Origin of the sequence: Komagataeibacter xylinus, from assembly GCF_004302915.1 — a bacterium.
Classification (GTDB): Bacteria; Pseudomonadota; Alphaproteobacteria; order Acetobacterales; family Acetobacteraceae; genus Komagataeibacter; species Komagataeibacter xylinus_C.
Genome location: NZ_QQBI01000032.1, coordinates 16,942 through 29,123, shown reverse-complemented (window position 1 = coordinate 29,123; position 12,182 = coordinate 16,942). Strand labels below are relative to the sequence as shown.

The window sequence follows — 12,182 nt, the reverse complement described above, 5'->3', positions numbered from 1 at the left end:
TCCAGATCGGGCTCCTGTGGGATGACTGAATTCTACAAAATAACCCAAAATTTCCTCAAGTGTGAGAAATTCGCGTCAAGGACCGGGCGGCTGAATACCAGGCCCGGCGCGACCTGGTGGTTTCCCTGCTCAACGCAATTCCTGGCGTGCAGTGCCATACGCCGCAGGGGGCATTCTATGTCTATCCTGACATCAGGGGCTGCATGGGCAAGACTTCGGCAGGCGGTCGCCTGATCGCAACCGATGCTGATTTCGTCATGGCCCTGCTCGAAGAGCAGCAGGTTGCCTCCGTGCAGGGCGCTGCCTATGGCATGAGCCCGTTCTTCCGCATTTCCTACGCCACCGACACGGACACCCTGCGCGAAGGCTGCCGCCGCATCGCAGCCTTTGTGGACGGGCTGAAGTAAGGCCTGGCCCAGACCAGATAAAACCGGCATGGGGCATAAGAAAACCGATACGGTGCCCCATGCCGCTGAAGACTTTCAACAGCCAGCCTTGCGCCATGGGTGCGCATATCTTTGCGTACCATTGGCACACTGGCATTTCACTGCTGGTCAGGGAATACAGGGTATCGTGGCCCGCATGCTGGGCGCTGAAACTTTCGCCGCATATCGATGAACGGCATGGCCGCGACCCTGCCATGAGACTGCGGTTGTCAAACCCTTATTCAGAAGCCTGAGAGCAGAACGGCTCCGGTGCCAGAGCCCGCGCTGGCGTAATGCGCCCCGATGCTGACTGGTTTTGCCCAATACGCCAGAAGAGAAACAAACCACTCCTGCATGACAACAGGGCAAGAGGCGCTACAGGCACCGCAATCGGATCAGGCTTACATCTGTACTTAAACAACCCCTGATGAACCTGAAAAGCGCATGGTTATACCTATATTTTATAACCATGCACAATTCATGCATTGCAGATACTGCCCCCTGACCCAGTCTGGTGGACTGAAAATCAGGGGAACAGGCCCGCTCAGTAATGGATGACAGAGCGGATGGACTTGCCATCATGCATCAGGCGAAACGCCTCATTGATATCTTCAAGCGGCATGGTGTGTGTCACGAAAGGCTCAAGCTGGATATCGCCCCGCATTGCGTCTTCCACCATGCCCGGCAACTGGCTGCGTCCTTTTACGCCACCAAATGCGGACCCTTTCCAGGACCGTCCCGTAACAAGCTGGAACGGACGGGTGGAAATTTCCTGCCCGGCACCGGCCACACCGATGACAATGGACTGCCCCCATCCACGATGGGCGGATTCAAGCGCTGCCCTCATGACATTGACATTGCCAATACATTCAAAGGTATGATCCACGCCCCAGTCCGTCATTTCCACGATAACCTGCTGGATCGGCTTGCTGTAGTCGTTCGGGTTAAGGAAATCCGTCGCGCCAAACGCCTTTGCCAGCTCGAACTTGTCCGGATTGGTGTCAATGGCAAAAATCCGCCCGGCCCTGGCCTGCCGCGCGCCCTGGATGACAGCAAGGCCAATACCGCCAAGACCAAATACAGCCACCGAATCACCAGGCTGTACCTTGGCTGTATTATGCACGGCGCCAATACCGGTGGTAACGCCACACCCCATAAGGCATACATGGCCGGGATTGGCCTTCGGGTTGATCTTGGCCACGGATACTTCGGCCACAACCGTATATTCACTAAATGTAGAACAACCCATGTAATGATACAGCGGCTTTCCCTTATAGGAAAAACGCGTCGTGCCATCGGGCATGAGCCCCTTGCCCTGCGTTGCCCGGACCGAGACACACAGGTTTGTCTTGCCGGATTTACAGAACAGGCACGTGCCACATTCCGCCGTATAAAGCGGAATGACATGGTCACCCGGCTTTACACTGGTCACACCTTCGCCCACTTCCATGACAATGCCGGCACCCTCATGCCCCAGCACTGCGGGGAAAAGCCCCTCCGGGTCATCACCGGACAGGGTAAAGGCATCGGTATGGCATACACCCGTATGGGTGATCTTGATCAGTACTTCGCCCGCACGCGGCGGCTCAACGTCGATCTCGACAATTTCAAGGGGTTTCCTGGCTTCAAACGCAACAGCGGCACGCGATTTCACGCATTCTCTCCTTATTGAATCAGGTCATCCTGCCATGGAAAACGGGCAGGAAACATAAAGCGGGACATATCGGGACAGGTATAAAATGATGATCGGCCCATCCTGTGCCCGGTCATCTTTTCAGGCCACCAATATTTCCCATACGGTGTAACTTCTGGCGGCAACCCGGCCTGCAGATGATGAGGCCGGGCGCATCATGCTGAAAGTATACAGTGTTTCCATTCATATGGAAAAACTAGATCACCAGGCGGCGCAGAAAATTCTCACACTCCGCCAGTTGCTGCAACGAAATAAATTCGTCTGCCTTATGCGCCTGCACGATCGAACCGGGACCACACACCACGGCGTCAATGCCAACCTGCTGGAACAGCCCGGCCTCCGTTCCGTATGACACGCAGCGACATTGCCGGTTTCCCAGCCTGTCCTTTATGTCGTCAATCGCCGTGCATTGCAGCCCGGCCAGGGCAGGCACGTTGGCGCGCCGGAACAGGGTCACGCCCGCATCAGGGTCGTCACGCCGCATGGCGGGAATGATGTCATGATCGATATAACCGCGGATCTCCTGTTCTATGGCCTCACCATCCTCGTGTGGCAGGCAACGGAACTGGAAGCTGAAATCACACAGGTCCGGCACCGTATTGGTGGACAGACCCCCTTCAATCGTGCCGACCGAAAATGTGGTGTATGGCGGATCAAAATCCGGGTCCTGCATTTTTTCATAACGGAAGGTTGTCGCCATGCCATCAAGAAAGTTGATGATTTTGGCGGCATAGTTAATGGCGTTCACCCCATCGGCCGGAGATGAGGAATGGCATGCCCGACCATGCACGCGGCATTCAAACACCCGCGATGCCTTGTGTGCGGTAACCGGGGCCATGTCCGTGGGTTCCCCCACAAGGCAGACACGCGGGCGGTAGCCACGCGCCACGATATCACGGATCATGCGCGGCGCGCCAATGCAGCCCAGTTCCTCATCAAAGGACAGGGCATAATGAAGTGGATATTGCAGGGGTTTTTGCGCGAATTCCGCTGCAAGGTCGATGGCGGTGCCCAGAAAGCCCTTCATGTCGCAGGCACCGCGGCCATACAGCCTCCCGTCACGGATCGTGGCCACGAACGGGTCCGATGTCCAGTCCTGCCCCGCCACGGGCACGACATCCGTATGGCCGGACAGCACAAGCCCGTTATGCAGGCTGCCCTCGCGCCCCGGAAGGGTTGCAAACAGGTTGGCCTTTGTTCCCTCTTCATTGCGCGTCAGCAACACCTCCATGCCCAGTGCGCGAAAATGGGCGGCGACTTCTGTCACAAGCGCCATGTTGGAGCAGGAGGAAATACTCTCATGCGCGATCAGGCGCGTGATCCAGTCAAGGGCGTTCTGGCTTGGCAGGGCGGTCATGAAAAGGCACGGGCTCCCGAGACAATAAAAAAGCCGGCATATGCCACGCGGGCATATACCGACTGCTGTTACCGATCCTGCGCGATATCAGAAGCTCGCGCTGAGCGAACCAAAGAACATCCGCGGCGCCCCCACCAGGAAGGACTGGTAGGCATCCGCCCCCTGCGAAAGGCTCAGCGGGTTGCCGTTTTCACCCATGGTGGAAATGTAGTGCGAGTTCGACAGGTTGGTTACGCTGAAGGAAAGGATAAGGTCCTTGGCCGGAGCGAGCTTGCGATGCACCGAACCGATCTTGCTGAGGTTGTACTGCACGCCCAAATTGGCCAGCCAGTAGGACGGCACCTTTACATCACCCGTATAGCTGTAGTTGCGGTGACTGGTGAAGGTCGCGTCAACATAGGCCGTCAGCCCCTTGTAGTCATAGGACAGGCGGGTCTTGTACATGAAGCGCGGATAATTGATGACCTGCACGCCCTTGGTGTGATAGCTGACGCCGCCATCCACAAGGTTGCTGTCATAGGTGGCATGGTTGTAGCTGAAGCTGTTGGTGAACGCCAGGCCGTGGATCGGCATGAGGGTCAGGGCGGCATCCACGCCATCCATGGTGACACCACCCACGTTTGCTACGGTAGACAACGGATTGATTGATGATCCCGAGGTGATCTGCTGCAGGCGATTGTTGAAGTTCGTGCGGTAACCATATAGTGACAGCCCGGCATACTGGCTGGAATAGCGATAACCCAGCGCATAGGTCCAGTCCGTTTCAGGGCGGATGGAATTGCGCTCGGCATTGAACGCGGCCTGCGTTACCGCAAACGGTGAGGCGCAGAGATTATAGCCGCATTGTGCATAGGTATGTACGTTTTCCGAAATATCGAAATACAGTTCATGATGCTTCATGAAATGCCAGTCCGCGCTGATATGCGGCAGGAACGGCTTGGCGGTGGTCAGGCCCACGCCACTGGCAAGCTGCGTGCCCGCGGCATAATAATCCTGGTTGGCGTAACCATTGCCAACGCGCGTGGTGCTGAGAACGGACTTGAAGCCGAAATGCAGGGCAAGGTGCCTGATCGGGCGGTAGGTATCCTGCACGAAGGCCGTAAAGGTGTTGGTGTTGTAATCCTGGTTATAGATCTCGGCGAACGGGTTCTTCCAGTAATTGAGCGGGTTGGGCAGGGACTGCGTCAGCTGGCCATTGACGATGTTGGGCATCTGGAAGTCGTATTCAGGCGACTGGTAGCTATTGTTTTCATACCATACGCCACCGGCCAGCTGGTTCTTGGCGGTATCGTAATGCACCTGTGAAATGATGCCGAAACGACGGATGCCCGGTGACTTGCGCAGCTCGGACAGCGGCGAGCCGTTGGGCGAGGGGTAATAGGGCGTGGTCCATGTGGACTGGGTCGTCTCGCCATGGCCATAGGCCGTGGTGTCCCATGTCACGTCACGCGAGAGCTTGATATGCGCCTTTACGCCGCCAAAATAGTCCTCGCTGTTGAGAACCGCGTCATAATAAGCGGAATCCTCAGGGTCGGCCAGGCCGGAGAAGGATGAGGGGAAAATGCCATTGGCCGCATTGATCGCAGCCTGCAGGCCGCTCTGCTGGCCGTTATAATAGTTGGTTACGTTGTAACCCGCCTTGCGGATGACTTCAGGCGAGGCATCGGGCGTGGAGAACTGGTGCATGTCGGCCCAGTCGAAATAGGCGGATAGGGAGCTTTCCTCACCCAGCGGCTGCACCAGCTTGGCATTGACCTGCTGGACGAACTGCTCGCCCGTTCCCTTCCAGATCTGGCCATCCTGGCGGCTGTAGGATGCATAGAAACGCGTGCCGGTGCGGTTCAGGTCACCACTCTCCAGGCGCACGAACGTGTGATAATTGGCAAAGCTGCCAAAGCCCTGGCTGACCATGCCACCCATCTTGTGCGACGGATCGCGCGAGACATAGGCCATCGAGCCGCCAAGGTTGTTGGTAGCGGCGATATCTTCCGCACCTGCGGACTGGGAGACATCGATACGCCCGACATTTTCAGATGAAATGGCCAGCAGCGCGTTGAAGCCGTTATAGTTTCGCAGCGACTGCTCGCCCAGCGGCATGCCATCGAGCGTAAAGCCGATCTCCTGCTGCTGGAAGCCGTGCATGAAGATCTGCTCGGACCAAATATCCACGCCCTGCGCATCGGCGGACTGGAACATGACACCGGGCAGCTGCCCAAGCGTCTTGAGCGGGTTGGTGCCCGCCGGTGCCTGTGACAGCAGCTTCTGGCCGACGGTGACCAGCGCGCCGTGCGAGACATGCTTGGACTTGACGTTAAATGTTTCCGACGTGGAGCTGACATAGACCGCCTCCTTGCCGGCGGCGGGCGCTGTCGCATGCGCGGCGGTGCGGCCGGCGGCATGGTGCGCCCGGTCGCCTTCCTTCTCGGCAGCCTGCGGTACCGCCTGCGCCGAAGCCACGCCGGTTCCGATTGTGACGAGCGTGGTGGAAAAGAGACATAATTTTGATAACGAAAAATTCCGTATCATTATTGACCCCTACTTACGACGCATAACCGCAGGCAATAGCCACGCCCCGTTAGCATGAAATGGTGAAAGATGTTCAGCCCGGAGGCCATTGTCTGTCCTGAAAACAGGCTAGGTTGTCTATACGAGTACAGTCAATAAGATTCGTATCGAAAATGTAATCACTCCGTCGTTTTCCCCTGCCCTGTGTTCCGCATGGCCACGGCATATACCAGCCCTGTCAGGGCAAGCCCGAATACCCATGACAGGTCCGCCCCCCCGAAGGCATGGGCAAACGGTCCCATATACAGTTCGTTAGCCAGAAACGGCACCTGTACCACCAGCCCGAACAGGTAGGACAGCATCGCCCTGAGGTTGAAGCGGCCATATACGCCCCCATCTGCTGCAAAGAAAGATGGCAGGTCATAGTTGCCATGACGCAACAGATAATAGTCAACCAGATTGATGGCCGACCATGGCACCATGATCGCCATGAGGAGCTCGAGGAAGCCTGCATAGGCCTTGTCGAACTGATCGGACATGATGACCGCCAGCATGGTCGCCACCATCAGCAGCGTGATCGAGATCGCCACGCGCCACCCGCGCCCGAAATGCCGGTGGGGGGCCAGGGTCTGGAACACGGTAATGGAGGAAAGCGCCCCGCAATAAAGGTTCATGGCATTGGCGATGATGATGCCCAGTGACAGCACGCCCAGAACCGGCGCGGCCAGCCAGCCGAGTTCAGTGCCCAGCACGGCGGCAACATTGGCGCCCGTTACAACGCCGATCAGCATGGCGACGAACGACCCCAGCACGCAGCCCCAGTACGTGGCATGGAAGGCCTGCCGCTCCCCTGCCCGGCTGCTCGGCAGGTAGCGTGAATAGTCCGAAACATAGGGCGCATAGGCAATCTGCCACAGGGCCGCAAGCGACATCGCCCCCAGGAAACCCGGCACCGTGTCATGCCCGTCACTGACCCACCACGCGCCGGTGCGCGGTATGTGATACAGCGCCACCACAAGGCATGTCAGCACGGCCGCGCCGCACAGCACCGAGGCGATCCGGGTGGCGCCATGGATGGCCCTGTAGCCAAGCACCGCCGGCACCAGCGAGAGGAACGCCACGATCAGCATGCCCGCCGTGCCACCCATATGCCCGTTCATCGTGGCCAGCCCCTGCGCCCCCAGCACGAGGTTGGAGGCGGAGAACCCCAGGAACATGATGACGATCAGCGCCGTCATGGGGGCGGCGCCAATCATGCCGAACTGCGCGCGCGACTGCACCATCTGCGGTATGCCCAGGTGCGGCCCCTGCGCCGCATGCAGCGCCATGAACAGCCCGCCTATCAGGTTGCCCACGATGGCCGCGACAACGGCGGTGAGAGGGGTCAGGTGGAATGTCCCGCGCATGACGCCGCCCGTCGTTACGGTCAGCATGGTCATGTTGGCGCCAAACCACAGGGCCAGCAGGTCGCGCGCACGACCGTGCCGCTCCGATGCTGCAACCGGATAGATCGTCTGGAATTCGACGCTTTGCCGGGGCAGGAAATCTTCGGGCAGTTCGGTATGCTGTTCGGTCGTTGTGCCTTGCGTGGTCATCATGAATCAGCCCTATAGGAAAAACGGTTCTGGTCAGCCATGGGCGACCTCCATGAAGGTCTGGATGCGCGGCGGCGCGTTGGGGCCGAATATGTCGGCCGCCGCCCCGCTCTCGGCTATGCGGCCGCCTTCGCAGAAGTGGACCGTATGGGCGATCGAGCGCACGAAACGCATCTCATGCGTCACGATCAGCATGGTCATCCCCTCCGCCGACAGGTCGCGGATCACGCCCTGCACCTCCTGCACGAGTTGCGGGTCGAGTGCGCTGGTCGGTTCATCAAACAGGATCAGCGCAGGCGACATGGCCAGCGCGCGCGCAATGGCGACCCGCTGCTTCTGCCCGCCCGAAAGCTGGTCAGGATAGAAATCCGCACGCTCGAGCATGCCTACCCGCGCCAGGCAGTCACGCGCCCGGTCGCGGGCCTCGGCCCGGCCACGCCGCAGCACGACCACCTGCCCCTCCACCACGTTTTCCATGACCGTGCGGTGTGAAAACAGGTTGAAGTGCTGGAACACCATGGGCATGCGTGCCCGCGCCGCCTGCAAGACGCGCGGCGGGGCGATGCGGAAGATGTTGCTGTTGCCATCTTCCGCGCACAGATACTGCCCGAAGAACGTGATCTCCCCGCCATCGGGCTGCTCCAGAAAATTGAGGCAGCGCAGGATGGTGGATTTGCCCGTGCCGCTCGGGCCGATCAGGCAGGCGATCTCGCCTTCATGCAGCGACAGGTCCACGCCCCTGAGTACGGCATTGCCCTGAAAGGTCTTGCGCAACTGGCGCACGGTCAGGACGGGAGGCTTCGGCCCGGTCATCGCGCGCCCTCCTTGTCCATGGTCAGTGGCACGCTGAGGGTGGCCCTACGGTTCGATGGGGTCAGCCACACTTCAACGTAGCGGATGATGCGCGCGCTGATAAAGCTCATCATGAAATAGATGATCGCCACCATGATGTATGTGTCCATGCTGTCAAACGTGTCGGAGATGACAATCGTGGCATGGCGCAGCAGTTCATTGACCGAGATGAACGAAACGAGCGAGCAGTCCTTGAGCAGCGCGATGAAATACCCCCCCAGCGTTGGCAGGGAGGCCAGCGCCGCCTGCGGAATGATGACCCGGCAATAAACGGCCACGGGCGACATGCCAAGCGAGATGGCGGCCTCACGCTGGCCTTTGTCAACCGCCACGATCGCCGCGCGGAACACCTCGGACAGGTAGGCGGCGAGGTTGAGCGTAAGCCCTGCGATGCCCGCCCAGAACGCACTCAGCACGATTCCGGCCTCGGGCAGGGAAAAATAGATCAGCAGCAGTTGCACGATCAGCGGTGTATCACGCACGACCTCGACAAACGCATCAAGCGGCCAGCGTAGCGCGCGCCGGGCCGACAGCCGGCCCACCGCCAGGAAAAAACCCAGCAGCGTGCCCAGCAGCATCGAGATCAGCGAGAGTTCAACCGTAACCAGCGCGCCCTGGAGCAGGAAGGGAAAATGCTCCGGCACCGCGTAAAAGAAAAAATTGTACATGCCGCCCGCTCAGTCCTGTCCGGATGTTTTGAGGAGATGGTCCTGCTGCGGTTCCCACACGCCATAACGCTTCAGGATCGTGCGGATCGTACCATCTTCATGCATGTCCTCCAGGGCGTGGTTGATCACGGCGAGCAGGTCTGTGCAGGCAGGCCGCACCACGATCCCCTCGCTCCCCAGCCTGTAGGGGGCAGCGGCCTGCGCGCTGGCCCATTTGGGCTTGGCTGTATAGAAAATCGGCCCGCCCACCGTGCGCAGGCCCGCAAAATGCGCCTGCTGCGCGTGCAGCGTGCCCTGATCGACCACGACCGCATCGACCTGCCGGTTGTGCAGGGCCAGGAAGGGGTCGCCAAACGTATCGTAATCCGCGACCGCGGCCCCCATCCCCTGCTCCACCAGGCGGTGGGCCGTGGCGGAATCGTTGGTGCCCAGCACGGAGCCGATTGTCTTGCCCTTCAGGTCGGCAAGGGAATGTATGGGCGAATCCTGCGGTACGATCACGTAGTCGTACAGCATGAAATACGGCATGGAAAAGCGCACATGCCCCATCACTTCACGCTCCTGCGTGATATGGACATCGGACAGCACGATATCCCACCGCCTGGCCTTGAGGCCCGGCACGATGGTTGACCATTCCGTAATGACAAACTCCGAGCGGGGCAGCCCCATGCGCCGTGTCAGTTCGGCCAGGAGGTCGGCGTCAATGCCATGATAGACCCCATCATGGTCCTGCCACAGGGAGGGGTGCGCGCCAAGCAGCCCGTTGCCCACCCGCATGACCCCTGCCTTGCGGATATCATCCAGACACCCCGCCCTGGCCCCTGCCGGCACGCCAGCCGCCAGGAGGCCCAACACAAGCAGGAGGGGCGCCCTCACGCCGGCGCCGTGTAAAGGACGGGAAAATCAGGCCCTGCCAGCGGCTCGCCATCCTTCAGGGCAAGATGCGCGAAGGGGGGCGAGCCCTTCCCCCCGCGTGAGGCGAAGACCGCATCATCCCCCACCAGCCGCGCCGAGAAAACGCGCCGCCGGTTGACCGCCCCCGTGGTCGCCGCAGCACCATGAACGGTGCCAAAGTCGAACGCCACGGCATCACCGGGCGCCATGTCCCAGCTCAGGATGGGATAATCCCCGCGCGCCGAATCGATATCGGGCATGGGCGGGCTGTCATCAACTGCATAAAGGGGCGTGCCATCAAAGCGCATGGGCCTGTGGTCGTACCCCCATCGGTGGGAGCCGGCCACGCATTCCAGCGCGCTGGCAGCGGGCACCGGGTCGAGGGGTATCCAGAAACTCACGGTCTGCGGGCCACGGGCGCAGTAATAGGGGCGGTCCTGATGCCACGGGGTGACAAGCGACGTGCCCGGCTCCTTGACCAGAACATGGTCATGGAAAAAACGCACCTCATGCGCGCCCAGCAGTTCGCACGCAACCTGGCCGAGGGGAGAATGCTCGACAAAATCGCGGAATTCAGGGATACGCTGCCAGTTGCATAGATCCTGAAAAAAGGGGGCTGAGCCAGCAGGCTGGTAGGAACGTTCAAGGGGGCTGGGGTCCGCCATCAGGCGCGCGACACCCGCGCGCAATGTCTCGACCCACGGGGCGAATACGCCACGCAGCACGACCGCACCATTCTCGTGAAAATCCGCCGCCTGTCCGGTCGGGGGAAGTATTGATACTGCCTGGTTCATTTTCTGGCCGTTCCCGATATGAGCGACAATGCAACGATGTTATGTTGTCTGTACAAGAAGCGTCAATACTGATGCGCAATAAAAAAAGGGAGCCAATCCCAAAAAATTAGCGAAATAAGACTGGTTCATCAAAAACTTATCCAGGACTGGACCAGCCACACAACCAATTAAATTTCGCTCGACCAACGAAATCTTATATGATTGTATATACATGAACGAACAGGAGATCTGGTCATGTCCGCCAAGCCCGCTTCCACAGCAAAGGTCAATGGTCCTGCATGTCGGCCGGAAGTCGCGCAGCTTGCACCCTATAATGCGGGCCTGAGCACGGAAGCCGTCCGGAGCCGTTACGGTGCAGAAACCATCACCAAGCTGGGCAGCAACGAAAACCCTTATGGCCCCGCCCCCGCCGTGGCCACGGCCCTGCAGGGGCTTGCAAAACAGGTGGCACTCTACCCTGAGGCCGACCAGAAGCTGAAGGCCGCACTCGCGGCAAGGCTGCACGAACCCGCGTCATGCATCCTGCTTGGCAACGGGTCCGAGCAGATCATCCGCATGATTGCGGAAACCTATATCAGCCCCGGTGACCGCGTCGTGACCGTGGTGCCCTCCTTTGGCCTGCACATCATCACGGCCGAGGCCATGGGCGGCCAGGTTGACGCGGTACCCATGACACCGGCGTGTACATTCGACCTGCCCGCGCTGATGAAGGCGGTCTCCACCCCGCTCAAGGTGCTGATCTTCGCCAACCCGTCCAACCCCGTGGGCTGCATGATGAAGGCGGATGACATGCGTGCGCTGTTCGCCGCCTGCCCGCCCGACTGCCTGATCGTGGTCGATGAAGCCTATTACGAATATGCCCGCTACGACCCCGCCTACCCCGATGCCCGCACCATCCTGCGCGAGCAGGCGCGGCCGTGGCTGGTGCTGCGCACCTTCTCCAAGGCATACGGTCTTGCGGGGCTGCGGATCGGCTACGCCATCGGGTCGAACCCGGCGATCATCGATTCGCTGGGCCGCATCCGTGATCCGTTCAACACCAACATCGCAGCACAGCTTGCCGCCCTTGGCGCGCTTGAAGGGCTGGAACACATGGACCACAGCACGGGCCGCACGGTCGAGGCCCGTGAAAAACTCCGCGGCGAGATGGAAGGGATGGGGCTGACGGTTGCGCCCTCCTACGGCAATTTCCTGTTCTTCAGGACAGGGCGCCCGTCAGGCGACATCGCCGAAGCCCTGCTGCATCACGGCGTGATCGTCAAACCATGGAAGGAGGCGGGCTATACGCACTGGCTGCGTGTCAGCGTGGGCCTGCCTGAAGAGAACGCCCGCTTCCTTGCAGCCCTGCAGGCGGTCCTGCACCCGGCTCCATCCGCCAGCACCGTGGAGAATGCGTGAA

General features: G+C 60.0%; 9 protein-coding genes and 1 pseudogene. 2 read left to right on the top strand and 8 right to left on the bottom strand.

What is annotated here, in order from left to right; translation table 11 throughout:
* Positions 1-74: 74 nt before the first annotated feature.
* Positions 75-407 (top strand): annotated as a pseudogene (locus tag DV027_RS14015) (aminotransferase class I/II-fold pyridoxal phosphate-dependent enzyme); the annotation flags it as partial.
* A 562-nt stretch (positions 408-969) separates the two neighbouring features.
* Here the strand turns inward: DV027_RS14015 and DV027_RS14010 are convergent.
* The 8 genes from DV027_RS14010 to DV027_RS13975 form a co-directional block, all read right to left on the bottom strand.
* Entirely contained in the window at positions 970-2,079 is a 1,110-nt protein-coding gene (locus tag DV027_RS14010; protein WP_130732610.1) for an S-(hydroxymethyl)glutathione dehydrogenase/class III alcohol dehydrogenase, read from the bottom strand.
* Between the two features lie 235 nt (positions 2,080-2,314).
* Positions 2,315-3,475, bottom strand: a complete 1,161-nt coding sequence (argE, locus tag DV027_RS14005) for an acetylornithine deacetylase (RefSeq protein ID WP_130732609.1) — start codon at positions 3,473-3,475, stop codon at positions 2,315-2,317.
* A gap of 87 nt (positions 3,476-3,562) precedes the next feature.
* Positions 3,563-5,932: a TonB-dependent receptor gene (locus DV027_RS14000; RefSeq protein WP_242621932.1), complete on the bottom strand. Its 2,370-nt coding sequence runs from the start codon at positions 5,930-5,932 to the stop codon at positions 3,563-3,565.
* 227 nt (positions 5,933-6,159) lie between these two features.
* Positions 6,160-7,578: a purine-cytosine permease family protein gene (locus tag DV027_RS13995; RefSeq protein ID WP_242621931.1), complete on the bottom strand. Its 1,419-nt coding sequence runs from the start codon at positions 7,576-7,578 to the stop codon at positions 6,160-6,162.
* Between the two features lie 30 nt (positions 7,579-7,608).
* Positions 7,609-8,388 (bottom strand): amino acid ABC transporter ATP-binding protein, encoded by a 780-nt coding sequence (locus tag DV027_RS13990; protein ID WP_130732607.1) that lies wholly within the window; start codon positions 8,386-8,388, stop codon positions 7,609-7,611.
* Positions 8,385-9,095, bottom strand: coding sequence for an amino acid ABC transporter permease (locus tag DV027_RS13985; protein WP_130732606.1), 711 nt, complete (start codon positions 9,093-9,095; stop codon positions 8,385-8,387). Before DV027_RS13985 ends, DV027_RS13990 begins: the two co-directional genes overlap by 4 nt.
* 9 nt (positions 9,096-9,104) lie before the next feature.
* Positions 9,105-9,971, bottom strand: a complete 867-nt coding sequence (locus tag DV027_RS13980) for a substrate-binding periplasmic protein (protein ID WP_207303500.1) — start codon at positions 9,969-9,971, stop codon at positions 9,105-9,107.
* Entirely contained in the window at positions 9,968-10,783 is an 816-nt protein-coding gene (locus DV027_RS13975; RefSeq protein WP_130732605.1) for a phytanoyl-CoA dioxygenase family protein, read from the bottom strand. Before DV027_RS13975 ends, DV027_RS13980 begins: the two co-directional genes overlap by 4 nt.
* Positions 10,784-11,017: 234 nt before the next feature.
* Between DV027_RS13975 and hisC the strand changes: the two genes are divergently transcribed.
* The gene (hisC, locus tag DV027_RS13970) at positions 11,018-12,181 is read left to right on the top strand and encodes a histidinol-phosphate transaminase (protein WP_130732604.1); all 1,164 of its coding nucleotides are present in this window, start codon (positions 11,018-11,020) and stop codon (positions 12,179-12,181) included.
* Position 12,182 lies beyond the last annotated feature (1 nt).

What these genes read in the sequence shown, in the direction of transcription:
- DV027_RS13995 (WP_242621931.1), bottom strand. Translation starts at nt 7,578, where the DNA reads ATGATGACCACGCAAGGCACAACGACCGAACAGCATACCGAACTGCCC.
- hisC (WP_130732604.1), top strand. Translation starts at nt 11,018, where the DNA reads ATGTCCGCCAAGCCCGCTTCCACAGCAAAGGTCAATGGTCCTGCATGT.
- DV027_RS13975 (WP_130732605.1), bottom strand. Translation starts at nt 10,783, where the DNA reads ATGAACCAGGCAGTATCAATACTTCCCCCGACCGGACAGGCGGCGGAT.
- argE (WP_130732609.1), bottom strand. Translation starts at nt 3,475, where the DNA reads ATGACCGCCCTGCCAAGCCAGAACGCCCTTGACTGGATCACGCGCCTG.
- DV027_RS13990 (WP_130732607.1), bottom strand. Translation starts at nt 8,388, where the DNA reads ATGACCGGGCCGAAGCCTCCCGTCCTGACCGTGCGCCAGTTGCGCAAG.
- DV027_RS13985 (WP_130732606.1), bottom strand. Translation starts at nt 9,095, where the DNA reads ATGTACAATTTTTTCTTTTACGCGGTGCCGGAGCATTTTCCCTTCCTG.